Source organism: Paenibacillus sp. JDR-2 (assembly GCF_000023585.1).
Lineage (GTDB): Bacteria > Bacillota > Bacilli > Paenibacillales > Paenibacillaceae > Pristimantibacillus.
Genome location: NC_012914.1, coordinates 1,508,763 through 1,533,837, shown reverse-complemented (window position 1 = coordinate 1,533,837; position 25,075 = coordinate 1,508,763). Strand labels below are relative to the sequence as shown.

Below are 25,075 nucleotides of genomic sequence, written 5' to 3'. Positions count from 1 at the left end.
GGTTCGCACGAACCCGCATTGTTATAACCGTTCATTGTGGCCGCTCTCGTTGCCTCCCAGGGAAGCAACTCGTTAAGCTAGTCAGTTATCGCAAACCAGTCGGCATAACCGAAAGGTGAGAAGCGGGTGCTTCTGCTTGTGCAAATATGTTTTGTCAAAAACGTTACCGACATACTATAACACAATGGATTTCTATGTGTCAACCCATTATGTCATGCCTTATTACAGCTGTTTGCTTTGCACGTCCTCCAGACGGATAACGCGCGTATGCTGCGTATGGCTCCATTTCTTGTTGTTTTGCGTGAAGAACGCATGAACCGTAATCGGCCACCACGAAACGGTAAAGAGCAGGAACGTCGGAATCCGCAAGTAAAGCTTCCACGGCACCTTCGCCATATACATCGACAAAGGAATTTGGATAAACACATAAGCCATATACGGAATGCTCAGCCAGAATGGCAGCAGGTTGTATACCGATTCCACATTGTTGCCGCCAAAGAGAAGCATGTCGCCCCAGATGATCGCTGCAATGAAGAAGCCGGCAAGATAGTTATATGCGTTAAATACGTACAGCGAAGCATCGATTTTCGTCATGCTGCGTTCTTTAATGCCCTGCCACAAAAGCGGCAGCATGTACTTGCGCGTAACGTCGAAATGTCCTTGCATCCAGCGCAGGCGTTGACGCGCCGATGCCTGGAACGTAATCGGCTTCTCGTCGAACACTTTCGCTTCGAAATTAAACTTCGGATAAATTCCCCGTTGAATACAACGCACCGTAAACTCAAGGTCTTCTACGAGGCTTGTTGCTCCCCAGCCCATTTCCTGAAGAAGCTTGGCATCAAAGCACATGCCCGTACCTCCGAGGAAGTTGGCAAGACCCAGATTCGTGCGCGGCAGCTGCCATAGGCGGTTACAGAACCAGTAGTTGATCGCGTTGGCCGAGCTGATCCACGAGTCGTTCGGGTTTTTCGTATCCAGGTAACCCTGAATAACACGGTGTCCATTAATCAAATCATTGTTCATGTACTGCAGGAAATCAGTCGCTACCAGATTGTCGGCATCAAAGATCGCAACGCCGTCGTAGCTTTTTGGCATCTTCCACAGTTCCTTGAGCATCCATTCCACGGCATAGCCTTTGCCCCGCTGGTTCTTGTTATTGCGAACGCAGGCATAAACGCCGTCGTAGCTGTTCACAATATCGACCGTGCCGTCCGTGCAGTTGTCGCAGATAACAAAAATGTCAAACAGCTCGCGAGGATACTTCAGCTTCAGCAGATTTTCGATAAGCGCTCCTACAACCTGCTCCTCGTTATGCGCCGCAACCAGTAATGCGAAAGTTTTTTGCGGCGGATGGGATAAATCTTCTTTTTTGCGGTGCCAGCCAAAACATGTCAAAAACAGTTGGTACAAGCCCAGCAATGCAAATACGATCTGGAATACAAGCATAATCGTGTTGAACATTTTTCGGTACTGCCCCCTTGAGACCCCTTTTTAATTGCCCGTTCTAATCACCCTGCTATCAGGCGCCGACAGGCTCTTTATCATAATTCTCTCTTGTGTCCGGTCCGTTTTTTTGTGTTTGTGTAAACGAATCGCTGGACATTTTGATTTTCCACAGATTGATTATCTTTGTCAAAAGCTCTAATTCCCGCCATTATCCGTTATCCAGCCAGTAAAACGCTTGCATGGCAGTCAGATGGTTCCCTTACCTCCTTTTGCGCCCTAACGCCCTTATTTTCATCCATTTCCTAATTTTTTAGCCCTTACGTCCAATACATACGTAAAGAGTTGATACAATGTTCCCGGTCCGTCACTTCGCTTTGTGACGAATATGTGGCTGCACTGGAATCGAATACCGTTCAAAGCTGGCGGCCAGTTTGTCGAAAATAGCGTCCCAGGACTGCTTCTGACTGTAAATGCGTCCTTGCTCGGCAATCGCGGAGCGCAGCTCCGGATTGCTGTACAAGAGCCCCATCGCATTCGTAAACGAACGGGGATCCTCCGGATTGCACAGCAAGCCTGTTACGCCATGCTGAACGGAATCCGTTACGCCTCCCTTATCGGCGCAGATGACGGGCGTTCCGCAGGACATTGCCTCCAGCACCACATTGCCAAATGTTTCCGTTGCCGAAGGGAACAGGAACAGATCGGAGGAAGCATACCATTTTTGCAAATCCGGCATGGCCGTGAATCCGATAAAACGGACGTCGATTCCTTCGCGGCGGCACCGTTCCTTCAGCGCATCGGACGAAGGTCCGTCGCCCGCGATGACAAAAACCGCTTCCTCGCTTATATTTTGCCGAAATTCCGCAAAAGCATCTATAGCGATATCGACATTTTTTTCGGGAGCTAATCTTCCCACGTACAGAACGACAAATCGATCGTTGTCGATTCCGTGCCGGAGAAGCCACTCCTCCCGGTTGACAGACGGATGAAAGGCTTCCGTATCAATGCCGCGGCTCCATACTTCAAGCCGGCCGTCATCCCATCCCTTCTCCTTCAAATCCTCGTAAGTGGAACGGGAAGGGACGTAGATGGAGCGGCAGTCATGGTGAAACCATTCCATATATCTCCATAACAGCTTTGCCATCCATTGCAAATTGTAAAACGGCAAATATTGATCAAAATGGGTATGATAGGACGCAACAAGAGGAATCCGGAGCTTGCGGGCATAATGAATGCCGCAAAGTCCAAGGTTAAACGGAGTAGCAACGTGGATAATCGTTGGATCAAATTCTTTTAACGCCCTGCGGATATGAATGGGATTGGGAAGTGCCAGGCGGCACTCGGGATATAGGAAGAAAGGCAGGCTGGCGAAGCGCTCAACTGAAGTGGATTGTTTGCCGCTTTGCTTGCCTGTAGCCGGATCCGGAGCCAGAACAAGCACTTCCGCACCCTGCCGCTTCAAATAATCGGTCCAGCGGCCAAGCGTGCGGGCTACACCATTCACATCAGGTTCAAACGTGTCGGTAAAAAGCGCAACTCTCATGAAGAACGCCTCCTATAATGAATTACCACCTACAAAAGGCAAAGGTTCAGCCGTTGTGGTGATTCATGCCTCGAAAGCATAAGCTTCGGAATGAAACCTTGATCGGCTCCATTCTACAGGAGGTCTGTTAGCGGATAATCAACCTTATTTTAAAGATTGGTTAATCTTTTGAAATTCGGCTTCTTCGTATAAACTTAAAACTTGTACAAGCTTATTTATTGAACCATAATAGACAAATATCGATTATAATGTGTGGGAATCGCAGAATTGCTTCGCAATTCTTAAGCCTACGCTTACGAAGCAGAATTGCTTCGCAATTCTTAAGCCTACGCTTACGAAGCAGAATTGCTTCGCAATTCTTTTAGGAGGAAACGGATGAGAAGAATGATAGGGTGGTTACGAACCCGGGAATTGCAAATGATCCTATGGGCGAATCAGCGCCGATCACAAAGCAGGCTTCACCGGTTGCTTGGGTTATATTTGAGCACGGTGACGCATGTTGGAGGAGCGTCCTTTACACTCATCAGCTCTTTCCTCGTTGCCATGTTTGCACCTAATCCCTGGAGCACGACAGGCTGGCAATGCTTTACTGCCGTATTTATCAGTCATCTACCGGTCTATGTCGTGAAACGGAAACTAAAGAGGCTTCGCCCTTATCAGGCGTTAAACGGAGTAAACACGGGGAAAAACCCGCTGGTAGACTCCTCCTTCCCTTCCGGACATACAACCGCTATCTTCGCCTATGTCGTTCCGATTATCGGAGCAGGCGGAGTATGGTTCCCGATTATCCTGCCCGTTGCGGCCGTACTCGCTCTGTCGGTTGCGTGGTCCCGCATGTATCTTGGCCTTCATTACCCGTCCGACGTGGCGGCCGGCGCGCTTGTCGGCACGCTGACGGCAATAACCGTCCAATACGGTTGGACTCTTACTTTGTTCTAGACTGCAAAAAAAGGCTGTTCCCGGCGGGAACAGCCTTTTTATTATTCTGCCGAATCGTCTTCGTCGTCACCGGCAATCTCGGCTTCCGCTTCTTCGCGGCGCGAGTTCTCCAGCTTGCTTTCGCGGTATTCGCGCAGCACGGTTTTGCCGATTACCGCTTCCAGGCGGTAGATCGGCTGGCCCTTCTCCATAAACTTCATCTCGTATTCGGTGAACACCAGATCCTCGCGCGGACCGTTCTTATGAAGATTCAGCGAGATATTTCGAAGCTGGAATTCCACCTCCGCAAAGCTGTTAAGAGAGAACTCGAACAGAGATTCCGAATCGGTCTTGAAATGGATCTCGCCGCGTTCGTCGAGCAGCTGGGCATACTTGCGCAGGAAGCGCGGATGGGTCAACCGGCGGCGGGCATGCTTGCTTTTTGGCCATGGATCGCTGAAATTCAGGTAAATCCGCTGGATCTCGCCCGGCTCGAACATTTCTTCGATATGCTCGATATTCGCGCGGAGCAGACCCAGATTCGGCGGCTCTTCCACTCCGCTTTCCTCCCAGATGTTGCGCGCCTTATCGCTTGCGCGGCGGATCAGCTCGTCGTACATATCAACGCCGATATAGTTATTGTCCGGGTTACGGAAGCTCATATTGCTGATAAAACGGCCTTTTCCCATGCCAAGCTCTACATGGATCGGCTTATCGTTGCCAAAAAACTCGCGCCACTTCCCCTTGAGCGGCTTCGCATCCAATACGACTAATTCCGGCTGCGCTTCCAGCGACTCGCGGATTCCTTTTCTTCCTCTTAAACGCATCTTGTACAGGTCCTCCTACAAATTAAGCTAGTCCTTATTGTGCCCAAGTTCGGTCGCCTTGTAAAGATGCCAGTTGGGACGATGGCAAAAGAAAAAGCCTTTAACGATTCTTTAATCGTCAAGGCTTTAGGTTTGTATGGATATTGGCATAACCATTAAACGAGCATTTGGTAATCAATCGGACCCTCGGATTGAATGTCGCGGTACGTATTCTCAATAATCTCGTTCAGCTTCTTGCGTGCGGATATTTCGATATGATGGTTGTTGTGGAACCGAACTCCTGTAAGCGCCATCAATTCTTTGACTGTTAATTCAACCGTTACTTTCTCATCACCATGCGGAATTCTTGTTTGTTGGCTCATTGGGATCACCTCATCGATTTTTTTACTACAGTTTTTCCAATTTATCGACGTTTTATGACGATCATTACGAATTAAGCATGTAAGGTTTTTTCATTGATTTGTCGCACTTTTAATATAACAGATCATGTAAGGTATAGCAAGCCTATTTCGGTCCCGTTTTAAAAATAATTTCCAGCTTGTCCCGCGGTTCGAAATGTCTCTTCAAGACCCTGGAAAACCCCCGTAATCCGGCATGGCATTTCCCCCTTCTTTCCGATAAAATGGAGAATGCCATTCTTATCCGTATAAAGGAGAACCGCATGAAAGCAAATTCAACATCCTTGACGCCCGGGCAGCCGATGCTGTGGGGCGACAAGCGATTTCATACATGGAACTACGAGATGCGCGAGCAGCTTGGCGGCAAAGTGTTCAAGGTGACGCTTGATGCCGGCTTTACCTGTCCGAACCGGGACGGCTCGATTGCCAAAGGCGGCTGCACGTTCTGCAGCGCCCGCGGATCCGGCGATTTTGCCGGCAGCCGGCGCGATGATCTCGTTACGCAATTCAATAAAATCCGCGACCGCCAGCATCAAAAATGGCCGGAGGCCAATTATATCGGCTACTTCCAGGCTTATACGAATACGTACGCACCGGTGGAGGAACTTCGGGAGTATTACGAGGTGATTTTGCAGCAGCCGGGTGTGGTGGGGTTATCAATCGCAACGCGGCCGGACTGCCTGCCTGACGATGTCGTCGATTATTTGGCCGAGCTGAACGAACGGACCTACTTGTGGGTGGAGATGGGCTTGCAGACGATCCATGAATCAACCTCGGAGCTCATCAACCGCGCCCATGATACGGCCTGTTACCTCGATGCGGTACGCCGTCTGCGCGAACGAGGCATCCGCGTATGCACGCATGTTATTTACGGTCTGCCGCAGGAGTCGCACGCAATGATGCTGGAGACGGGCCGCGCGGTTGCCGAGATGGACGTGCAGGGCATCAAAATCCACCTGCTCCACCTCATGCGAAAGACGCCGATGGTCAAGCAATACGAAGCCGGGCTGCTGCGCTTCCTTGAGCTGGACGAATACGTCAAGCTGATCGTCGACACGCTTGAGTTCCTGCCGCCGGAGATGATCATCCACCGCCTTACCGGCGATGCGCCGAAGGAGCTCCTGATCGGGCCGATGTGGAGCATGCAAAAATGGGTTGTGCTGAATGCCATCGACGCGGAGCTGAAACGCCGCAATACATGGCAAGGCAAGCTATGGGGGGCGTTGTAAAATGGGATTCTTGTCTATTCTCAGCATGGCGCATCAATGGCTGGCCGAACGCGTGCAGCCGGGCGACATTGTCATTGACGCCACCGCAGGCGGAGGCGTCGACACGCTGAAGCTCGCCGAGCTGGTTGGAGCGCGCGGCACGGTGCACGCGTTCGACATCCAGCAGGACGCGCTGGACCGGACGCTCGAGCGGCTCCGACCGCTGGAGGAGCGCGGCAAGCTGCCGCAGGTGCGGCTTCACCTGCGCAATCATGCATTAATGGCGGAGGCCGTTGGGCCCTCCGCCGAAGGAAACGTTGCAGCCGTGATGTTTAATCTCGGCTATTTGCCGGGCGGCGACGAGTCGGTCATAACGGTACCGACGACGACCATCGCCGCCCTGGACGCGGCGCTGGCGCTGCTGCGCCGCGGCGGCATTGTCACTGTCGCGCTGTATCCGGGGCACCCGGGCGGCGCGGAGGAGGCGGCGATTGTCGCCGACTGGGCAGCGAAGCTGCCCGGGGCTTTGTATGCGGCTGTGCTGTACCGCCAGCCGCAAAGAGACACCGCGCCGTATTTGATCGCGGTGGAGAAGAGATAAGCTGCCTGAGGCTTGCCCGGCAGCTTCAGGAAAGCGCGCCCGAAAGGTCGAACTGACCTTTCGGGCGCGCTTTTTATGTCCACAGGCATTGCACTGCTCCACTCTCCCTCCGCCCAGCCCTACCTTAAACGATGTCCCGCATCGTTAAGCGCTCGCAAACTGCTACTTCCAAATCCTTTGCGATGTGCCGCATCTTTAAGCTCAGTAAATATGCTTATTCCCGCCACTTTTCAGCTATCTTTACACCGCTTAACGATACCGCGCATTCTTAAGCACGCTCAACCTAGCTACTCTTCCAGCCTTAACGATACGCAGCATCGTTAAGCCCAGCTATTCCTCTTTACCTCCTATTCCCCCACTCCCCACGAAGCTGATCTGCCTGCGTAAAACATTTTCTCACGCCTACCCTCTTGCTCTCCGGAATCATTTTTGATACGATCAAACCAACTTATTAAAGATGTTTAATAAGTCTCTACAGAGGAGCTGTAAATAACCGTGAGCGATTTTCCGGCAACACCTAAAGAGATGAAAAATGTAATCCTATACGGCCTGCGCTCCGCCCTGCTGATGCTGGGAAGCGCGACCAAAGCGGAGCTTAGCCAAAAGCTTGGCCTTAGCTTTCCGACAATCAGCAAGTTTCTGACCCAAATGGAAGAGGCCGGCGAGCTGCTGGCCGTAGGGCTGGACGATTCAAGCGGCGGAAGAAGGGCTCAACGTTACGCCTATAACCCGGAGTTTATGCTGGGGCTGGCTATCTTTTTCGAAAAGTCGGAGATCAGCTATACGATCTTTAACTGTGCGGGAGAAACGAAGGAGCAGGGTACGACGTCAAGCGCATTAATGAATGATCTCCCTAGCCTGACCTTGTATATTGAGCAGCTTCTGCTTAGTCATCCAACCATCAAATCCATAGCAATCGGGGTACCGGGTGCGGTCAATAACGGCCGGGTCATTCACATCCCGGATTACTCCAACTTCCAAAATATAAACCTGAAGCAATACCTGGAGGAGCAATTCTCCCTGCCCGTCGTGGTGGAGAACGACATGAATGCCGCCGTGCTGGGCTATTACAAAACAGGAAGCCGCGAGAATAATCCGTCCCTCGTCTATTTGTACTTCGGACAATTTGGCCCAGGCGCGGGCATTATGATCAACGGGGATGTCGTAAGAGGAAGCACCTTCTTCTCCGGAGAGGTCTCCTTTGTGCCCCAGTACAATGAGCTTAACTTCCAACAAGCGATACAAAAAAAAGACGGAGCCAGCAGGCTCGATGCCATCAGCAGGCTTATCGCTTCGTTTACGGCGATTATCAATCCGCACACGATTGTTTTTAATAACGCCGAGGTGAATGACGCCATTCTGGGACGGATCTTGGAGCGAAGCGCCGATTATATTCCGAAGGAGCATCTCCCGCTTCTGAAAGCGAGCGATATGAAGAAAGATTATCTGGACGGCCTGCAAAGCCTTGGGCTGAATCTGATGATCTCCATTTGAATAAAAGAAACAGGTGAATGAGCATGGCAACTTTTTTTCTGATCATTATTTATTTGGCTTTTATCAGTCTAGGCTTGCCGGACTCCCTGCTCGGAACGGCGTGGCCGGTCATGCGGCCGGAGCTCAATGCTCCCCTCGGAGCGGCAGGAGTGCTGTATATGTCCATTGCTGCCGGAACAATCGTATCCAGTCTCGCCAGCGGCACGATTCTTAACCGCTTTGGCACCGGAAGAGTAACCTTGGTCAGTTGTGTCATGACCGCGGGCGCCCTGCTTGGCTATGCCACATCACCATCCCTGGTCTGGCTGCTTATTTGCGCGATTCCGCTAGGGCTTGGAGCAGGAGCGGTTGACGCCGGCTTGAATAACTACGTTGCCGCCCATTACAAAGCGCATCATATGAGCTGGCTGCATTGCTTCTGGGGCGTAGGCGCTACGCTTGGACCTGTCATTATGGCTCAATTTATTACCAATAACGCCTGGAGATACGGCTATCTGACCGTGGCCGCTGTCCAATGCGCGCTTGTCGTCATCCTGTTCTTCTCCCTCCCTTTATGGGACCGGGTCGCCAAAATCCACAACAGAGTCTCAGCCCGCGCCGCGCAGGAGGAAGCTGTAACCGAGCCCGCGGAGAAAGCTGCAGCCGGTCATCCGTTAAAAATCAGAGGCGTCAAGCTTGCTCTCGTTTCCTTCATGCTGTACTGCGGGATTGAAGCGGCAGTAGGCCTCTGGGGCAGCAGTTTTCTTGTAAATATGAAAAGCGTGTCCGCTTCCACGGCTGCGCAGTGGGTGTCGCTCTACTATGCGGGCATTACGGCTGGCCGGTTTATTACGGGCTTCATCACCTTCAAAGTCAGCAACCGCAATCTGATCCGCGGAGGCCAGCTGATCGCCTTAATCGGCGCCCTGCTGCTCTTCCTTCCGCTGCCAGAAGGCTTTGCGCTTGCCGGCTTAATCACTGTTGGCTTTGGCCTTGCCCCCATCTACCCTTGTATGCTGCATGAAACGCCGGTACGGTTCGGGAAGAGGCAATCGCAGTCCATTATGGGTTACCAAATGGCCGTGGCATACACAGGCAGCACGCTTATGCCGCCGCTTCTTGGTTTATTGGCTTCCTCGATTACAATCGGCATTTTCCCGTTCTATATCGTCCTATGTACGGCAGCCATGTTCCTGTTTACGGAACGGCTGAATATCTTCCTTAAACCAAAAACCAATCTGGCGCATGCGGGCATAGGTTCAGGTTCAGACAAATCTATATAAACACGCAAAAAAACTGCCGGGATGCCCCGGCAGTTTTTTATACCTATTCGCTTGCAGCAGCCGCCTGTGCCTTTGCCAGCCTCGACGCCCCAATTACGCTGCTGATTTGCGCGATAATTCCTTCCAGCGATGCCGGATCGTGAACATCATACTCGTCAATGTTCAGCCTAAGCACCGGACAAGCGTTAAACTCGCCAATCCAAGCTGCATAACGTTCATGCATCCGCTCCCAATAAGCGCGTTCCGTCTGGATTTCCATCTCCCGCCCGCGCGCCGTAATCCGGTTCACAATGGACGGCAGGCTACCTTCCAAATAAATCAGAACATCCGGATGCGGAAAATACGGCGTCATAACCATCGCTTCGAACAAGCTTGTATAAGTCGCATAATCCGTTGCGGTCATCGTTCCCTGATCCGCATGCATTTTCGCAAAGATGCCGGTATCCTCGTAAATGGAACGGTCCTGCACAAATCCTCCGCCCGCCTCAAAAATCGCCTTCTGCTCTTTAAAGCGCTCGGCCAGAAAATAGATTTGCAAATGGAAGCTCCACCGCTCGAAATCATGGTAAAACTTCTCCAGATACGGGTTATGCTCGACCTGCTCCAGCGAAGTCCGGAAGCCAAGACGCTCGGCCAAAGCAGACGTTAACGTCGATTTGCCGACTCCAACCGTACCGGCTATCGTAATAAGCGCATTAGAAGGAATGACATGTTCCATGTATAGTAACTCCTTTTACTCAACGTTCCACATAGCTTCTTATTGTATCATATGAGTAGCCGCGAGCAATGGTTTTATATGGGCGCAAGCAAAAAAAGCCGCCTCAAGGGCGGCCTTACTCTTTTAGAAACCTACGGACATGGCATCCGAGCTTACCTTCATAATAACCGGCTTAGGCGTTGGCTTCGCCTGACGCTCTCCTCCGCCCAGCGCATACAGGACGGCAAGCAGCGTATGGCTGCTCTTGACAACCTCGCCCGTTGCCAGATAATGCTCGAGGTCAAACGGAAGCAGCTCGATAACCGTATGCTTGTAAAGCTCCTTCTCGTTCAGCTGCAGATCGGCAAATGCCTGGGATACTTCCTCCGGACGCTCGGCAAGTCGGCGCATCCAGCCGCTCCATTCCGATTTCTCCATCGTGAATTCCCACCAAGTTTTCCGCGGTTTATAGTTATGGTTCAAGAAGTAATCGTACTTCATGAGGCCAAGCACGACATCCAAATCAAGCTTAGCCGCTTCTTCGGATGCCGCACCAGCTTTGTACTCGGACAGGAATGCCCAGAGCCTTGAGAACAGGTCTTCAAGCTGATGCCCAATCTTCTGCCAGCCCCTCTCCTCCCAGAAGTCGCCAAAGTATTGGAAGAAATCAAACGGTGAAGGAAAGACCTTATTAACCAGGTAACCTAAAGTCCGGTCCATCCGGTGCGCGTTCCAGTACTTCTCCAGCACATCCTCTACCCTCTTGATCCGCACGATATCGCCGAATGGCATCAGCTCGTTGCCAAGCATTTCGTACGGCGCATGGTCCATATAAATATAGCCCCACTTATCGGCGTCCCGCCGTAAGCCCGTACCGCGCAGCATCTTCAGGAAGCCTAGCTGCAGCTCCTCCGGCCCCAGCTCGAACACATCGTTAAACGTTCCGCGGAACGTATCGTAATTCTCGAGAGGCAAGCCTGCGATCAAGTCCAAATGCTGGTCGATCTTGCCCGATTCCTTCACCTTCGTAACGGTCCGCACGAGCTTCTTCCAGTTCTGGCGGCGCTGCACCGCCTCATTGGTCGGATCATTGGTCGATTGAACGCCAATCTCGAAGCGGAATACACCCGGCGGTGCATGCTCCGCCAAATAATCAAGTACCTCCGGCCGCATAATATCAGCGGTAATCTCGAACTGGAATACGCAGCCGCGGTGGTTCTCGATCAGGAATTTGAACATCTCGAGCGCATAGTCCCGCTTGATGTTAAAGGTACGGTCCACGAACTTGATCAGCTTCGCGCCGGAATCGATCAAATACGTAATATCGGCCTTCGTCCGCTCCATATCGAAATACCGGACCCCAACCTCGATACTCGACAAGCAGAATTGGCAGCTGAACGGACAGCCGCGGCTTGTCTCGAAATAAACGACCCGGCTGCCCAGATGAGGAATATCCTCCTCGAAGCGGTGCGGAGACGGCAGCGTCGCCAGATCCAGCTTCGGACGGCCCGGATTCAGAAGAATCTCTACCCGGTCCTCGCGCTGCTTGCGGTAAGCAATGCCGAACACCATATGGTATTTGCCGGCTCCCTCAATCTCCGTCAGCAAATGATGGAAGGTCTCTTCCCCTTCGCCAACAACGATAAAATCAACCTCGGAAATTCGCTCCATCCAATATTCCGTGTCGTAGCTCACTTCCGGTCCGCCAAGGATAATTTTGATCTCCGGCATAATTTTGCGCAGCATATTGATGACGGTAATCGTCTCTTCAATATTCCAGATGTAGCAGGAGAAGCCAACGACATCCGGTTTGCGCGAAAAAATATCCGAAACGATATTCATCACGGGATCTTTAATCGTGTATTCGGCAATTTCCATATCAAAATGCTCGCCGCTGTACGCCTTCAGGCACCGCAGGGCAAGCGAAGTATGAATATATTTGGCATTTAGCGTGGATAACACAACTTTCATCAAAGGTACCTCTTTCTGCTCTTATGCAAGCTTACCCTATTGTACCGAAAACACGGCGAAAAAAGAAGAGGCCCGCCGCAGGGAGCATCCATGCTGCCCAACGGTAAGCCTCTTTTTCGTATAATGGAGAATTAGTCCTTCATGTTAATATATAGCTGATCTTTAAATTGCATATCCAGAATCGGGAAGCGAACCTCCCATTTATCATTGCCAAGCGCCTTCACTACGCTTGCGTCAAACCCGCGTGGTTCGAAGCCGAAAATACGGTCGTAATAAATCTGGAATTGAATCTTATCGTCAGGCAGCATGCGATGAAGCTCTGTGGCTAAGTTAATAGCCCAGGTGCGAAGACCCTCTTTATTCTGCCCGCCGTAATACGTATAGAATACGGGATCCATATCCGTCGTAATCACAAGCCAGCCTTGGGAATCCCGCGTAACCTTCCAGTTGGTCAGCTCCGCTTCTCCTTGTTCCGTCGAGAATACGCCAAATTGCTCTTTCAATAAAGCCGCAATTTTATCCTCCGATTGACCAACAAGCGTGTCCGGCAGGGTTGGGTCGAGGAATTTCACTTTGGTAGAAGGCTCCTTCGGGAGATCCTCCATCAGCATCGCCGCATAAACCGTCGAGACCGCGAAATTCAAATCCGCTTGCGACGTATAACCCGCGGATGTGATGCCTACCAGCTCGCCGTATTCATCAAACAGAGCGCCTCCGGAGCTGCCATGGTCGATCGGGGCACTGGTCTGGATGTAGCGTGTGCTGCCATCATATATGATATTGCTGACTAGACCGTCGGAAACCGTATTTTGAAGACCAAGCGGACTTCCGATCGCAACAACCTTATCGCCTTTTTTCACGTTCAGGCTGCTGTAGCCCACTTCGACCGGCGTCGAACCAATCGACTGGTCGGTTTGGATGATCGCCAAATCGTTGTTTTGGCTGTATGTAACAACGCCTGATACCTTAATCTGTTTGTTGTTCACCGTAATAACCGTTGCCGAGGAGGCATCCTGCATCACGTGATAATTGGTAAGAACATAACGGTCGCCAATAACAACGCCGCTGCCCAGACCCAAATTGGTCGTAATGGTTACCACGCTGTCATCGTACATATCAACGATTTGCTGCGGCGTATATTTCGGACGGTTATTCAGTTCCTCCTGAAGCTGCTCGTACTCCTTTTGGAATTCGTATTCCTCGGTTGTGATTCGCACGGTTTGCTTGGCATTATCCCATTTCACTGTTCCGCCAAGCGATTCCGCTACGAAACGGGCCGGAACAAAGGTCGTATTGTTCTTGATTTCCGGCGCGGCATCCAGCTTCACCGACTTGCCGTTAATAAGAGCTACTTTGTTGCCGATCGTAAGCGTGATGGATGTATAATCCTTGCGGATGATTATCGTCTGCGCCTTCTCTTCCCAGGTTACGGAGGCATTCAAGGCTTTGAACAGCTCGCGCATCGGAACGAAGGTTACGCCATTTTTCGTATAGGGAGATTTCGAGAGCGACAGCTTCTTATCATCGACGTAGACGCTGATGGCGGAAGCTTTGGCCGTAGCGGCGAATTTAACGGGTGACGTTGCGGCTGCGGCATGCTGCGGAGCTGCGAGAGGAGAAAGCAGGAGGCCTGCTGCAAGCAGCGGAGTTAACAAGGTATAGGATAATTTTCTTTTCACGATTACTTTTTCCTCCAAATTTTTACTGTATTACCAGCTAAAATGATAGATTAGTCTATCGTACCACTATCTGCCTTTGTTTGTCTATGAAAATGGTTTCATAGGTTAATAATGCCAATGCCTATTATATCGGCTCAACATGAACGGAGTGTGAAGGGTTCTGTGTAGAATTTGCAAAGCCGATCATGGTATAGTGATTGCAGTCAAGCTTGAGCAATTCAAGCGCAGGAGGAACTTAAAGTCATGTCAAAGAAACCTAATAGCCATGGCCCGGCTAAAAGCGCTTCATCTAAAAAGGGTACGGTCACGCAAAACAAGTCGTATGCCGTTGCCGAGGCATCCGAGCTGCTCGCTTTTTTATTGGCTCATCTGAACCAGGGCCGCAATTCGGTCAAATCGCTGCTGGCGCATGGTCAGGTATACGTAAATGACCGCGTCGAAACGAAATATAACTACCCGCTTCAGCCCGGAGAAACGGTTGTCATCCGCAAGGAACGGGAAAAAGAGAAGTTTCCCCTCATCGGACTTACGATTCTGCACGAGGACGAGCATGTCATTGTGGCAAGCAAAGAGGCGGGACTTCTTACTATAGCTTCGGACAAAGAAACCGATATGACCGCTTACCGCCAGTTGATGGCTTATGTTCGCGAGTCCGATCCAAAGAACCGGATCTTTATCGTTCACCGCCTCGACCGGGATACCTCCGGGGTGCTGATGTTCGCCAAGAGCGAAGCCGTGCAGCAAAAGCTGCAGGAAGAGTGGCAGACGATCGTGAAGGAACGCTCTTATGTCGCGCTCGTAGAGGGCGAGGTTAAGCGGCAAGAAGGCACCATCTCCTCCTGGCTGAAGGAAACCAAGACGCTCAGGATGTATTCCAGCCCTCACCCGAACGACGGACAACATGCGGTAACCCACTATAAGCTGCTGCAGGCGGGAAAAGTCTTTTCGCTCGTTGAGGTCCATCTGGAGACGGGCCGAAAAAACCAAATCCGCGTTCATATGCAGGATATCGGGCACCCTATCGCAGGAGATAAAAAATACGGCTCAACAACCAAACCGATCGGCCGTCTTGGCCTTCACGCGCGGGTACTTGCCTTCGAGCACCCGGTAACGGGGAAACTGCTGAAGTTTGATACCGGAATACCTAAGCTGTTCTACAATCCGCTCCGGAATGCGGCAGCCACGACAGACAACAGAAGAAGCAAAGGATGATCGTATGCTAGAGATTACGAGTTATAGCGTAGAATTTATTAAAGATCCGTTTGGCATCTTATCCGGACGCCGTTACGAGTTCCTGGTCGATATCGATCTGGATGAAGAAGACGAATTGTATTCGAGTAACGGCGTTTATATCCGCGCCGTATACAGCGAAGAGGAAGGCGGCGGCCGTCTGATCAAGCATGAGCTGATCGAGCGCGTGACGGACAAGCTGCTCGACTTCGAATTAGAGGAAGACGAAGAGCAGGAGCTGCTTGCTTTCTGCAAGGAGAATTATAAGGAAGCGGATGAATAATGATTAAAAGGCTGACCGGTCTTTAGACTGGTCAGCCTTTTTTTTCGATTCTATACCGGAATGCGGTAAGACGAATACTCCTCGATAATATGTTCACCGTTGTTGTACACCCATTGGAAGCAGAAGCGGTTGCCTTCGTAGCGGGTACGTTTTCGGATATCCGGCAAAATAACCGATTCGAAATTGTTCATAATGGCCTGTTGCATGCCTTGAAGCCTTTCTTCATTCGCATGCTGCTGCGCCGCGGCTTCTTCATCCGACTGGACCGTCTGCCGGAAATACAGGATGGCTACCTCCGAGTCGCTCGCATTTCCCGGAATCGGATTGCCCGAGCCCCGGAAAACTTCCTTCACCGTATCAATCCAATTTCTATATAAATCAATCGTAATATCATACATCTATTCCGAATCTCCTCTCATGAATATGACGCCTTGAAAGTTGCAAGGCTTCTTCTTTTCCCCGCTTGCTCCCGCATATACATAACAAGCAGCAATATCATCGCAGCAAAGGAATGAATGCGGGCTATGGATATGGATCGAATCCGCGCGAGGATCGAGCAGATGCGCAGCGAGCTTCTGCAGCTTCAATCAGCAGATGGGTCATGGCGTCTTTGCTTTGATTCCGGCACGATGCCGGACAGTTATTTTATCATTATTCTCCGGATGCTTGGCTACAGCCAGGATGAAGCGCTAATCCGCCAAATAGCAAGCCGGATCCTGAGCAGACAGCTTCCTAACGGTACGTGGAAAATATACCCCGATGAAGAGGACGGCAATCTGGATGCGACAGCCGAAGCTTATTTTGCGCTGCTCTACTCCGGTTTTTTGACTAAGCTGGATCCCCGCATGCAGCTGGCGAAGCAGTTTATTCTAAGCAAAGGCGGTTTGTCCAAAATCCGCTCTCTGCTGACGCAGGCCATCTTCGCCGCAGCAGGCCAGGCTTCATGGCCAAAATCGATGCGTATTCCCCTGGAGGTCTTTTTCTCAGACAACGGAATCGGCATCGATCTCTTTTCCTTATCCGGGCATGCCCGCGTACATATCGTGCCGATCATTATGCTGGCTAACGCCCAGTTCGTGCAGCATAGCGCCTCCATGCCTGATCTGTCCGATTTGTTCGCTGGCAGCTCCAAACGGTTCGAGAACGATTCGCCATGGATTGCAGCCCTAGCCACCTTGATTGGCTCCTTGTCGCTGTCGGAGCTGCTTCCTTTCGAATCGCCTACCCCGCAGGAAAAAGCGGTTCAATTCCTGTTCGACCGGCTTGAGCCGGACGGTACGCTGCTCACTTATACGACGGCCACCATGTTTATGATTCTCGTGCTTCTGATGCTTGGCTATTCCTCAAGCTCACCGCTCATTCACCGCATGGTGTCCGGCATCCACTCCGTCATATGCGCCAATAGCCATGTGCAGATTGCTTCTTCGGAAGTATGGGATACCGCCATGCTCGTTCATGCCCTGCGCAAGGCCGGAGTAAATCCTACCTCAACCGCACTGGAGAATGCCGGCGCCTATCTGCGCCAAAGACAGCAGACCCAGCTTGGGGACTGGGCAATCCGTAATCCCGGCACGCCAGCCGGCGGCTGGGGCTTCTCTAACGTAAACACCCTTTATCCGGATGTGGATGATACGACCGCCGCCCTTCGCGCCATCCAGCCCTACAGCTCCCGCACGCCGGAGCTGCAAGCGGACTGGCAGCGCGGACTGAACTGGGTGCTGACCATGCGCAACGATAACGGCGGCTGGCCGGCGTTTGAGCGGCAGGGCTCGCGCCTGCCGATTACTTTTTTTAATTTTGAGGGAGCCAAGGATATCGCGGTTGATCCGTCGACCGTCGACCTTACTTCGCGTACGCTGCAGTTTCTTGGCCAAGAGCTTGGCATGAACGCCGGCAACAGCTGGATCGAATCCACCCTGCGCTGGGTCCTGTCCCAACAGGAAAGCAACGGAAGCTGGTACGGGCGCTGGGGCATTACTTATGTACACGGTACAAGTGCCGCGCTTCAAGGGCTGACGGCCGTAGGCATTGCGGAGGATCATCCGGCCGTCAAGAAGGGCGTCGATTGGCTGCTACAGGTCCAAAATGAAGACGGCGGCTGGGGCGAATCCTGTATCAGCGATAAAGTCAGACGTTACGTTCCCTTAAATTTCAGCACGCCATCCCAGACGGCATGGGCGCTGGATGGGCTGACCGCAGCTTTGCCTAAGCCTACTCCCGCTTTAGAACGTGGCGTTGATGCTCTTCTGCAGTCCCTTGACCGCCATGACTGGACTTATACGTATCCGACCGGCGGTGCTCTCCCAGGCAGCGTTTACGCCCATTATGCCAGCAACAACTATATTTGGCCTCTTCTTGCCCTCAGCAATATTTGGCAGAAGTACAGCTGATGCTCTTTCGATGAAGGCTCCCTTATCCAAAGGGGGCTTTCGTTTTGCTCTTGTTTCCTACGATAACGCAAGAGCATCGGCTTTCGCAAGCGTCCAGTCAGGATGCGTCCGTTGCAATATAAGGCCGGGTCAAGGTAATCTAATGGATAGTGCATCTTGATGAAAGCAAATGCTTTACATTACTTTAAGGAGGTGGCATATGCCACAGCTTTTGTTTCGCGGGGTACCCGCAGATCGTCTGACAACGGTTAGCCTGGCGCTGGCCGAAGATCTGGCCTCCATTTGCGAATGCGGCACGGATAACTTCACGATGGAATGCCTTCATACGACGGCCATCTTTGGCGGCCTTGCGGAAGGACTATCGTATCCGTTCGTTGAGGTAGGCTGGTTCGAGCGCGGACAAGCGGTCCGTGACCGATTCGCCCAAGCTGTTACCGCGCATCTCGCCCGGATCGGCATCGCTGAAGTAGAGGTCGCTTTCCGTACGTACCGGGAAGACAACTATTACATAAACGGCAAACCGTGCAGCTAAGCCTTTTCAACAACAAAGGAGCCATTGGATCCATCCTGATCCAAGGCTCCTTATTATGTTAAGATACGGCTTTATGGTCGTTATCCGTTGCTTTGCTTTTGCAGGCTTTGCAGATTCCGTGGAAATCAAGGCGATGGTCCAATACCTTGAATCCAAATTCCTTCGCAATCCGATTCTCCATCGGAAGCAGCCAGTCATCCATGATCTCCTCGACCGTACCGCATTCGGTACAAATCAGATGATGATGGTGATGCTCCTGATCGTTGCTCCGCAAATCGTAACGCGTTGCGCCGTCGCCGAAATTCACTTTCTCGACGATATGCAGCTCGCTCAGCAGCTCCAGCGAACGATAGACCGTTGCCAGACCGATATCCGGATTGCTGCGCTTCAGCAGCATGTAAACATCCTCCGCGCTGAGATGATCCTTTTCGTTCTCCAGCAATACGCGAACGGTCGCTGCGCGCTGCGGCGTTAATTTGTAGCCTTTTGTTCTTAACTGACGGTTGATCGTTTCCATTTGTTCTTCGATCATGATAAAGCTCACCCGCCTTTCCTTGTGTTTCATTATCCGATGCGCCGTGCTCAAGCTTATTTAGAATGATTATAATTTAGAATAATTATAATCTTAACATAGTTATCATTATTACACAATGACATCTAAAAATTCACAGTTACCAGCGATTAATCAGCTCGATGTCCGCAAATTTGCCCTCAGCGAACTCCTTATCGCCAAAAATACCGCTGATGCGGTTGAACCCGGACTTCGTCCAAAAACGTAGTCCAGCCCAATTGCGCAGAGAGACGTTAACCCTGACTTCGGAATAACCAAGCAGACCGATCTCCAGCAGAAAATGCTTCATGACTTCCTGGCCGTAGCCTTGATTCTGGAAGTCCCCGCTAATGCACATCATCGCCAAATACAGCGAATCCGGATGAGGGTAGCTATGATACACGCTGAGGAAGCCAACGATTTCCTCCGTTGTTTTCAGCCTGATAGTCTGAATCCGAAACTGTTCCTTCACGCCGCCTTCCGGCAGTATGCCTTCATGATAGGAATGCTCGATATAAAGAGGATCATGCTCTTTCCCGTCCCACAAGACGACCGGAGCGCTTGACATGTATAGCTCCTGCACAAGACCAATTTCGGATGGCTGCAAATCTTCACAACTAAAAGTCGGGGTACTCCAAGAGGAAGGGATAAGGTTCATAATATGTATCACCCGTTACGTTTGTAATAATTACGCCGGTTCTACAGTTTCGACATAACTCGCCGCATTCCTTCTTTCCTCGCCCTATTCTACGGATACAGTCTTTACCATTCTCGTATAGCGATGTCCGCTAATAAGGAGCTCGCCGTCTGCCCTGTAGCCCATTTTTTCATAAAGCAGCCTTGCCTGGCCATTGTATTCCTCAACGATTAACGAAACCAGAGGATACCCTTGCTTCACAGCCTCCTGCTCGAAAGCAGCCATCAGCGCCTTGGCAATGCCTTGATTGCGAAATGAAGAATGGACGGCAATGGAGTCCAGGTAAAACTCGCCCGGACGCGTTTCCGTCAGGATGGTGTAATCCGCGATATCGGTTACCCGCTTCACTCGCTCGATTAACGGCTGATCCAGTTGCTCCGCGCGATCCCCGGAATAGCATACCAATATCCCCGCAACCACGCCGTCTCTTTTGTCTACGATCACATTCCGGTAGCTGACACGGTTCCCCTCTTCGATATAAAATTCCGCCAATATCCGCATCGCTTCCGCTTCATCCTCCACTCCCGCAAGCGAGCAGGCGATGTTGCCGATAGCTTCATGCAGCAGCGGCATTACTTGTTCCACGTCTTCCTTGCCTGCCGGTCCAATCATGCTGCCTTCATTCCTCTCCAAATATTAATAATTTCGGTTTTAACGTACGAACATCCATTCTATCATGCTATAATCGACAACAGGTGATTACAGACAATGAACAATGCAGCAAATTCCAATAATAAGATCTATTACAAACGCCCGTACGGTGTTGTTAATAAAAATTATACACCAGCCGCCCATGCCTCCGCAGATACAAGCGAGCAGCTGGTCTCGCCTTCCGACAAGGACGCCTTCTATTTCCGCGCTTTGGAGAACCAAGGGATCCGGCTGAACCAGCGGCAGATCTCTGCGGTGCGCCATATCGATGGGCCCATCCTGACATTAGCAGGCGCAGGCTCGGGCAAAACCTCCGTCCTCGTCTGCCGGACCGGCTATATGCTGTCCGTCCGCGGCATCCCGCCCCAACAGCTCCTGCTTATGACCTTCTCGAAAAAAGCAGCCGACGAAATGAAGCTGCGGATCAGCCAGCTTCCGAATATCGGGCAAGGAGCCGCATCACGAATTGAAGCCCGCACCTTCCATTCGTTTTGTCTTCTTATGCTGCGCAGGCGCGGGTACAAGCAGAACATCCTGGGTGAAACCGGGCGCAAGCAGATTTACTTCAAACGGCTGCTTCGCGAACGGAATTTGCATGAGACGTACCAGCCGGAGACGCTTATTACCCTGCTTTCGTCTTATAAGATGCAGATGATTGCCGTACCGGACCTTCCGGAGAAATCGGAGGAGGAGCGGCAGCTTAAGCTTATCTTTACCAGTTATGAAGAATGGAAACGTCAATTGGATCTAATCGATTACGATGACATGCTTCTCGAAGCGTACCAGCTGCTCAAGCAGGACGAGAACCTGCTCGCCATGCTGCAGAACCGGTTCCGCTATGTCATGATCGATGAATTCCAGGATACCAATACGATTCAATACGAGATCATCAAGCTGCTTGTCCAGCCGCACCGGAATCTGATGGTGGTGGGCGATGACGATCAGACGATCTACTCCTTTAACGGAGCGCGCAACGATTATATCCTGAACTTCGAGAAGCAATTCCCCGGCGCCAAAAATATCATTCTCGACGTCAATTACCGCTCCGGCTCCGGTATCGTTGGCCTTGGCAATGCCGTTATCCGTCACAATAAGCAGCGGCGCAGCAAAACCTTGCTGACGGCAAAGCCCCATGGGCTTCCGCCCGTGTATGCGAGACCCGGCAACAGCGACGACGAAGCGGATCTGATCGTAAACACGCTGCTCCAGCAGAAGGAGAAAAAAGGCCGCTCCTTCCGAGATTTTGCGATACTGTTCCGGACAGCCAGCAGCAGCCGGGCGATTTTTGATCAACTGGTTATCCGTCAGGTCCCGTTTATCGACTATGGCAGCGGTGAATCGCTGTACGAGCAATGGGTTATCAAGCCGGTTATCGCCCATCTTCGCTTGTCCATCGACCGCCGCAACTTTGACGCGATGGAAGCGATGCTTGCCACGATGTATGTCCGGCCGGATCAGGCGATGGCGTTTATATGGAACGAGGATAAGAAGCAGGCTAAGAAATGGCCGCTTATCCATCTGACCCGGTTCCCTGAGATTAAGTCTTTCCATCAGGATAAAATAAAAGAACGGATCAAACTAATCCGTTCTCTGGAAAAGCTGAAGCCGGAGGCAGCAATCCGCCGGCTACGCATAGAATTCTACGATCAGTTTATCGAAGCTAACAAAAGCGGACCAGCGTTAACCGAGCATAAGGATTCTTTGAAGGAAATGCTGGACGAGCTTGAGGCTTCGGCCAAACGCTTTGACGGCATTACGGCTTTCCTTGCGTTTATCGACGAGATTGCGGCGAAACACGAAGAGATGAAACGGATGAAGCTGGACAGCAGCAATGCCGACGCGGTCAACTTTATGACCATTCATAAGTCTAAGGGACTGGAGTTTCCGGTCGTCTTTGTGTGCGGAGTATCCGAAGGGATACTGCCGCATAGCTCGGCAATTACCGCTGAGAAGAATAGCGACAGAAGCGCTATCCAGGCTGGCGATAACGTCGGGGAAGCTGCGATGGAAGAGGAACGGCGCCTTGCCTATGTAGCCGTCACAAGGGCGGAAGAGGAGCTGTATATCAGCTCCCCTGCTTATTACCGCGGCAAGCCCGCGGCGGTATCGTCTTTTATTATTCATGCTTATAGTTGACGCTTAGAGTTTGCGATCGATCTCAACCCGTAACCTATTCCCTTCCTTCTGAATCGAAAGAGGCAGCGCCGACAGCTTGACGAATACTTTATACCATAAAAAAAACGGGACCTGCTGCCAGGTCCCGTTTCTTCATGATGTCTGTTATTCTGCCGGAGCTACAAACGTACGCTGCGCGAATTCCGCGTCCAGCATGTAGAAGGCGTTGCTGTCCTTATCAATGCGCTTCAGCTTCTGGATAATGTTATCGAACAATGCTTCTTCTTCAACCTGCTCGTCGATAAACCATTTCAGGAAGTACATCGTTGCGTGCTCGCGGTCATTAAGGGCAAGATCCGCGAGGTTGTAGAAGCGCTTCGTATTTTGCTGCTCATGCGCGTAGCCATGCTGGAAGGCGTCAAGCATGGACTCGTATTCGTTCTTAGGTTCGCCCAGCGCGGTAAGCGTAGCGCGGCGTCCGCGGTCATTCAGGAATTTGTATATTTTCATACCATGGAAACGCTCTTCCTCAGCTTGGATAATGAAGAAGTTCGCGAATCCATCGAGACTTTCGCCGGAGCAATAAGCTGCCATTGCAAGATACACATGCGCCGAATAAAATTCAAAATTCATCTGCTCATTGAGCGCTTCTGCTAATTTATCATTCATCGCTTATGCACCTCTTTTTCTTGTTTGGTCTTATTCTAACACAAACAGAAAGGACGGCAAAAGCCGTCCTATGCAAAATTATCCAAAATATTAATTTATCCGATTAATTTCTTCAATTCCTTATACAACTGGTCCGGGCTCGAAGCGCATATGCTTCTGGATTTAATCATCGCAAAGCTCTCGCGTTTACAGGTTCTGCAGTTGCCAAGACAGTCCTTCTTCTTCATCTTTATGTCCGGATATTTGTTCTTCATCGCCTTGTAAACAGGCTTTGTTCCGTTCTTCAAATTCCGGGTGCAATATTTGATCTTCTTCATGCCGGCTCACCTCGCTGCGCAACGGTGTAATACTTTCCTCTATGAATGATAATAATTATCATTCCCGTTGTCAATAGCGAATTCGGCAGACTTATTTACTATTCAAAATTTCGATCCCTTTGTGAAGCTGCGTATCCTCTTCCTTCAGCTTGTCGCTTAATAACTCGAGAATCCGGTAGCCCGTCATGTCGTTAAATGTGCCCGTTGCCTCCAGCTTGTTATCCTTCTGGAAGCGGCTTAATGCGTCTGCGGTCTGCCCGTTAAACAAGCCGATATCTCCAACCGGCGTGTACCCGAGCTCCTGCAGCATAAGCTGGAGCGTCTTGACGTTGTCCCCGAAGCTTCCGGTCTTAAGCTCCGTTCCGAACGGAAGCTGGCTGAGGCTTGCGAAGGCCGGCAGGGCTACCGTTACGTCCGGTGTCACGCCCTGCTTATGGATCCACGTGCCTCCCGGCGTTTTCCACTGGGCTTCCGTCAGGCTAAGCACCGATTTGTCTTTGAACTGCTGGAAGGTCTGCACAATGCCTTTGCCGAAGGTCTTCTCCCCAACCACCGTTGCGCCCGCGGATTCCTTCAGCGCTGCCGTCAGTACCTCGCTGGCGCTTGCGGACTGACCGTTCACGAGGACAACGATCGGAATCGTCCATGGCTTCTCCTGCTTCGAGCGGTAAGTAATCGTATTCGTGTGGTTCTTATAGACAACCTCCAGAATGGCCTTATCCTTAGGCACAAGCATATTCGCAATCTGGATCGTGGATTGCAGCAAGCCGCCCGGATTCGAACGAAGGTCAAGCAGCAGCTTCTTCATCCCTTCTTTTTGCAGCTTCTCGATTTCGGTCTTGAACTCGTCATCGGTCTTCTCCCCGAACTTCGAGATCGTTACATGCCCGATACCGCCGCTGAGCATTTCCGAGGTTACCGTATGTACCGCAATCGCTTCCCTAGTCAGCTCTACCTCGATCGGCTTGGCTGCGTCTCCCCGTTGAAGGGACAGCTTTACCTTCGTTCCGGCATCTCCCCGGAGTACGGTAATCACGTCATCGTACTCCTTGCCTTTGATCGAGGTCCCGTTCACGCCAACGATCTCATCCCCCGCATGTACGCCTCCGCGTTCTGCCGGAGCTCCTTCCGTCACGCTGGCCACGATAAACTTGCCGTCTGCTTCCTGAAGAGTGATGCCAACACCGGAGAATTCTCCCTCATAGCCTTGCGTATAAGCGCTGCCCTGCTCCTTGACCAAATATCTGGAGTAAGGATCGCCCAGCGAAGCAAGCATGCCTTGGGAGGCGCCGTTAATGAGATCCTCCGACTTCGCGCCGTTTAAGTATTTATCCATAATGGTGTTGTAGGACACCGTAAAATTACGGAAAGCAGGCTCCTTCAGCATCGGATACCGTACCTCCATCCAAAGCCAGCCAAGAATAAATCCGATAATCGTAAATAGTAATGCACCAAGAACCGCAAACGTTATAATCCGCTGCTTCGCTGCCTCATTCGAGATTTCTTTCACTAAAGGTCACTCCTGACTATGACTGATGTTCTGTATTCTAATGTAGCTTATTTTGGGTGCGCTGAGCAAATTGACCGAGTAACCCGT

General features: G+C 51.3%; 24 protein-coding genes and 1 other annotated feature (1 of these 25 running past the window's edge). Of the genes, 10 read left to right on the top strand and 14 right to left on the bottom strand.

Features of this window, described 5'->3' with window-relative positions:
- Nucleotides 1-144: a sequence feature (ribosomal protein L20 leader region), on the bottom strand; it reaches 17 nt to the left of the window's first position.
- A gap of 78 nt (nt 145-222) precedes the next feature.
- Nucleotides 223-1,461 carry a glycosyltransferase family 2 protein gene (locus PJDR2_RS06725; RefSeq protein ID WP_015842910.1) on the bottom strand — a complete coding sequence of 413 codons (1,239 nt, stop codon included), beginning with the start codon at nt 1,459-1,461 and terminating at the stop codon, nt 223-225.
- A 349-nt stretch (nt 1,462-1,810) separates the two neighbouring features.
- Nucleotides 1,811-2,989 carry a glycosyltransferase family 4 protein gene (locus tag PJDR2_RS06720; protein WP_015842909.1) on the bottom strand — a complete coding sequence of 393 codons (1,179 nt, stop codon included), beginning with the start codon at nt 2,987-2,989 and terminating at the stop codon, nt 1,811-1,813.
- Between the two features lie 375 nt (nt 2,990-3,364).
- On the opposite strand from PJDR2_RS06720, the gene PJDR2_RS06715 reads away from it, so the two are divergent.
- On the top strand, nt 3,365-3,928 hold the full coding sequence (locus PJDR2_RS06715) for a phosphatase PAP2 family protein (RefSeq protein WP_015842908.1): 564 nt from the start codon (nt 3,365-3,367) through the stop codon (nt 3,926-3,928).
- A 41-nt stretch (nt 3,929-3,969) separates the two neighbouring features.
- On the opposite strand, the gene trmB is transcribed toward PJDR2_RS06715, so the two are convergent.
- Together trmB and PJDR2_RS06705 are read right to left on the bottom strand one after the other, a co-directional pair.
- Nucleotides 3,970-4,734: a tRNA (guanosine(46)-N7)-methyltransferase TrmB gene (gene trmB, locus PJDR2_RS06710; RefSeq protein ID WP_015842907.1), complete on the bottom strand. Its 765-nt coding sequence runs from the start codon at nt 4,732-4,734 to the stop codon at nt 3,970-3,972.
- Nucleotides 4,735-4,889: 155 nt separating this feature from the next.
- Nucleotides 4,890-5,096, bottom strand: coding sequence for a hypothetical protein (locus PJDR2_RS06705; protein WP_015842906.1), 207 nt, complete (start codon nt 5,094-5,096; stop codon nt 4,890-4,892).
- Between the two features lie 299 nt (nt 5,097-5,395).
- On the opposite strand from PJDR2_RS06705, the gene PJDR2_RS06700 reads away from it, so the two are divergent.
- From PJDR2_RS06700 to PJDR2_RS06685, 4 genes are all read left to right on the top strand, one after another.
- A complete protein-coding gene (locus tag PJDR2_RS06700; RefSeq protein WP_015842905.1) occupies nt 5,396-6,361 on the top strand; it encodes a TIGR01212 family radical SAM protein in 966 nt (321 codons plus the stop codon).
- Between the two features lies 1 nt (nt 6,362).
- A complete protein-coding gene (locus PJDR2_RS06695) occupies nt 6,363-6,941 on the top strand; it encodes a tRNA (mnm(5)s(2)U34)-methyltransferase (RefSeq protein ID WP_015842904.1) in 579 nt (192 codons plus the stop codon).
- Nucleotides 6,942-7,436: 495 nt separating this feature from the next.
- Nucleotides 7,437-8,435 (top strand): ROK family transcriptional regulator, encoded by a 999-nt coding sequence (locus PJDR2_RS06690; protein WP_015842903.1) that lies wholly within the window; start codon nt 7,437-7,439, stop codon nt 8,433-8,435.
- A gap of 23 nt (nt 8,436-8,458) precedes the next feature.
- On the top strand, nt 8,459-9,697 hold the full coding sequence (locus PJDR2_RS06685; protein ID WP_015842902.1) for an MFS transporter: 1,239 nt from the start codon (nt 8,459-8,461) through the stop codon (nt 9,695-9,697).
- 43 nt (nt 9,698-9,740) lie between these two features.
- Here the strand turns inward: PJDR2_RS06685 and PJDR2_RS06680 are convergent, their stop codons facing one another.
- From PJDR2_RS06680 to PJDR2_RS31780, 3 genes are all read right to left on the bottom strand, one after another.
- Entirely contained in the window at nt 9,741-10,415 is a 675-nt protein-coding gene (locus tag PJDR2_RS06680; protein ID WP_015842901.1) for a deoxynucleoside kinase, read from the bottom strand.
- A gap of 123 nt (nt 10,416-10,538) precedes the next feature.
- A complete protein-coding gene (locus tag PJDR2_RS06675) occupies nt 10,539-12,365 on the bottom strand; it encodes a B12-binding domain-containing radical SAM protein (RefSeq protein ID WP_015842900.1) in 1,827 nt (608 codons plus the stop codon).
- Between the two features lie 131 nt (nt 12,366-12,496).
- Entirely contained in the window at nt 12,497-14,044 is a 1,548-nt protein-coding gene (locus PJDR2_RS31780; protein ID WP_015842899.1) for a stalk domain-containing protein, read from the bottom strand.
- Between the two features lie 243 nt (nt 14,045-14,287).
- Here PJDR2_RS31780 and PJDR2_RS06665 point away from each other — a divergent pair, with 243 nt between their 5' ends.
- Nucleotides 14,288-15,256, top strand: coding sequence for an RluA family pseudouridine synthase (locus PJDR2_RS06665; protein WP_015842898.1), 969 nt, complete (start codon nt 14,288-14,290; stop codon nt 15,254-15,256).
- A gap of 4 nt (nt 15,257-15,260) precedes the next feature.
- Nucleotides 15,261-15,557 carry a DUF6509 family protein gene (locus PJDR2_RS06660; protein WP_015842897.1) on the top strand — a complete coding sequence of 99 codons (297 nt, stop codon included), beginning with the start codon at nt 15,261-15,263 and terminating at the stop codon, nt 15,555-15,557.
- A 50-nt stretch (nt 15,558-15,607) separates the two neighbouring features.
- On the opposite strand, the gene PJDR2_RS06655 is transcribed toward PJDR2_RS06660, so the two are convergent.
- Nucleotides 15,608-15,955 carry a hypothetical protein gene (locus PJDR2_RS06655; RefSeq protein WP_015842896.1) on the bottom strand — a complete coding sequence of 116 codons (348 nt, stop codon included), beginning with the start codon at nt 15,953-15,955 and terminating at the stop codon, nt 15,608-15,610.
- A gap of 126 nt (nt 15,956-16,081) precedes the next feature.
- Here PJDR2_RS06655 and PJDR2_RS06650 point away from each other — a divergent pair, with 126 nt between their 5' ends.
- Together PJDR2_RS06650 and PJDR2_RS06645 are read left to right on the top strand one after the other, a co-directional pair.
- Entirely contained in the window at nt 16,082-17,947 is a 1,866-nt protein-coding gene (locus PJDR2_RS06650) for a prenyltransferase/squalene oxidase repeat-containing protein (RefSeq protein WP_150106445.1), read from the top strand.
- 199 nt (nt 17,948-18,146) lie between these two features.
- Complete coding sequence (locus tag PJDR2_RS06645; protein WP_015842894.1) at nt 18,147-18,479, top strand: DUF1904 family protein; 333 nt, start codon at nt 18,147-18,149, stop codon at nt 18,477-18,479.
- A 58-nt stretch (nt 18,480-18,537) separates the two neighbouring features.
- Here PJDR2_RS06645 and PJDR2_RS06640 read toward each other — a convergent pair whose 3' ends face one another.
- The 3 genes from PJDR2_RS06640 to PJDR2_RS06630 all read right to left on the bottom strand — a co-directional run bounded on the left by PJDR2_RS06640 (nt 18,538) and on the right by PJDR2_RS06630 (nt 20,338).
- Nucleotides 18,538-19,008: a Fur family transcriptional regulator gene (locus tag PJDR2_RS06640; protein ID WP_041614036.1), complete on the bottom strand. Its 471-nt coding sequence runs from the start codon at nt 19,006-19,008 to the stop codon at nt 18,538-18,540.
- A gap of 142 nt (nt 19,009-19,150) precedes the next feature.
- Complete coding sequence (locus PJDR2_RS06635; RefSeq protein WP_015842892.1) at nt 19,151-19,597, bottom strand: GNAT family N-acetyltransferase; 447 nt, start codon at nt 19,595-19,597, stop codon at nt 19,151-19,153.
- 174 nt (nt 19,598-19,771) lie between these two features.
- Nucleotides 19,772-20,338 (bottom strand): GNAT family N-acetyltransferase, encoded by a 567-nt coding sequence (locus tag PJDR2_RS06630; protein ID WP_015842891.1) that lies wholly within the window; start codon nt 20,336-20,338, stop codon nt 19,772-19,774.
- Between the two features lie 96 nt (nt 20,339-20,434).
- Here PJDR2_RS06630 and PJDR2_RS06625 point away from each other — a divergent pair, with 96 nt between their 5' ends.
- Nucleotides 20,435-22,513 (top strand): ATP-dependent helicase, encoded by a 2,079-nt coding sequence (locus tag PJDR2_RS06625; protein ID WP_015842890.1) that lies wholly within the window; start codon nt 20,435-20,437, stop codon nt 22,511-22,513.
- Nucleotides 22,514-22,657: 144 nt separating this feature from the next.
- Here the strand turns inward: PJDR2_RS06625 and PJDR2_RS06620 are convergent, their stop codons facing one another.
- The 3 genes from PJDR2_RS06620 to PJDR2_RS06610 all read right to left on the bottom strand — a co-directional run bounded on the left by PJDR2_RS06620 (nt 22,658) and on the right by PJDR2_RS06610 (nt 24,988).
- Nucleotides 22,658-23,161 (bottom strand): ferritin, encoded by a 504-nt coding sequence (locus tag PJDR2_RS06620; protein WP_015842889.1) that lies wholly within the window; start codon nt 23,159-23,161, stop codon nt 22,658-22,660.
- Nucleotides 23,162-23,256: 95 nt separating this feature from the next.
- Nucleotides 23,257-23,478 (bottom strand): DUF1450 domain-containing protein, encoded by a 222-nt coding sequence (locus PJDR2_RS06615; protein WP_015842888.1) that lies wholly within the window; start codon nt 23,476-23,478, stop codon nt 23,257-23,259.
- Between the two features lie 91 nt (nt 23,479-23,569).
- Nucleotides 23,570-24,988 carry a S41 family peptidase gene (locus tag PJDR2_RS06610; RefSeq protein WP_015842887.1) on the bottom strand — a complete coding sequence of 473 codons (1,419 nt, stop codon included), beginning with the start codon at nt 24,986-24,988 and terminating at the stop codon, nt 23,570-23,572.
- Nucleotides 24,989-25,075: the final 87 nt, after the last annotated feature.

Excerpts from the sequence above, each read along its gene's own strand:
- PJDR2_RS06675 (WP_015842900.1), bottom strand. The coding sequence starts at position 12,365 with ATGAAAGTTGTGTTATCCACGCTAAATGCCAAATATATTCATACTTCG.
- PJDR2_RS06650 (WP_150106445.1), top strand. The coding sequence starts at position 16,082 with ATGGATATGGATCGAATCCGCGCGAGGATCGAGCAGATGCGCAGCGAG.
- PJDR2_RS06685 (WP_015842902.1), top strand. The coding sequence starts at position 8,459 with ATGGCAACTTTTTTTCTGATCATTATTTATTTGGCTTTTATCAGTCTA.
- PJDR2_RS06645 (WP_015842894.1), top strand. The coding sequence starts at position 18,147 with ATGCCACAGCTTTTGTTTCGCGGGGTACCCGCAGATCGTCTGACAACG.
- PJDR2_RS06660 (WP_015842897.1), top strand. The coding sequence starts at position 15,261 with ATGCTAGAGATTACGAGTTATAGCGTAGAATTTATTAAAGATCCGTTT.
- trmB (WP_015842907.1), bottom strand. The coding sequence starts at position 4,734 with ATGCGTTTAAGAGGAAGAAAAGGAATCCGCGAGTCGCTGGAAGCGCAG.
- PJDR2_RS06680 (WP_015842901.1), bottom strand. The coding sequence starts at position 10,415 with ATGGAACATGTCATTCCTTCTAATGCGCTTATTACGATAGCCGGTACG.
- PJDR2_RS06665 (WP_015842898.1), top strand. The coding sequence starts at position 14,288 with ATGTCAAAGAAACCTAATAGCCATGGCCCGGCTAAAAGCGCTTCATCT.
- PJDR2_RS06615 (WP_015842888.1), bottom strand. The coding sequence starts at position 23,478 with ATGAAGAAGATCAAATATTGCACCCGGAATTTGAAGAACGGAACAAAG.
- PJDR2_RS06655 (WP_015842896.1), bottom strand. The coding sequence starts at position 15,955 with ATGTATGATATTACGATTGATTTATATAGAAATTGGATTGATACGGTG.
- PJDR2_RS06715 (WP_015842908.1), top strand. The coding sequence starts at position 3,365 with ATGAGAAGAATGATAGGGTGGTTACGAACCCGGGAATTGCAAATGATC.
- PJDR2_RS06695 (WP_015842904.1), top strand. The coding sequence starts at position 6,363 with ATGGGATTCTTGTCTATTCTCAGCATGGCGCATCAATGGCTGGCCGAA.
- PJDR2_RS06725 (WP_015842910.1), bottom strand. The coding sequence starts at position 1,461 with ATGTTCAACACGATTATGCTTGTATTCCAGATCGTATTTGCATTGCTG.
- PJDR2_RS06720 (WP_015842909.1), bottom strand. The coding sequence starts at position 2,989 with ATGAGAGTTGCGCTTTTTACCGACACGTTTGAACCTGATGTGAATGGT.
- PJDR2_RS06630 (WP_015842891.1), bottom strand. The coding sequence starts at position 20,338 with ATGATTGGACCGGCAGGCAAGGAAGACGTGGAACAAGTAATGCCGCTG.
- PJDR2_RS06635 (WP_015842892.1), bottom strand. The coding sequence starts at position 19,597 with ATGTCAAGCGCTCCGGTCGTCTTGTGGGACGGGAAAGAGCATGATCCT.
- PJDR2_RS06625 (WP_015842890.1), top strand. The coding sequence starts at position 20,435 with ATGAACAATGCAGCAAATTCCAATAATAAGATCTATTACAAACGCCCG.
- PJDR2_RS06620 (WP_015842889.1), bottom strand. The coding sequence starts at position 23,161 with ATGAATGATAAATTAGCAGAAGCGCTCAATGAGCAGATGAATTTTGAA.
- PJDR2_RS06700 (WP_015842905.1), top strand. The coding sequence starts at position 5,396 with ATGAAAGCAAATTCAACATCCTTGACGCCCGGGCAGCCGATGCTGTGG.
- PJDR2_RS06705 (WP_015842906.1), bottom strand. The coding sequence starts at position 5,096 with ATGAGCCAACAAACAAGAATTCCGCATGGTGATGAGAAAGTAACGGTT.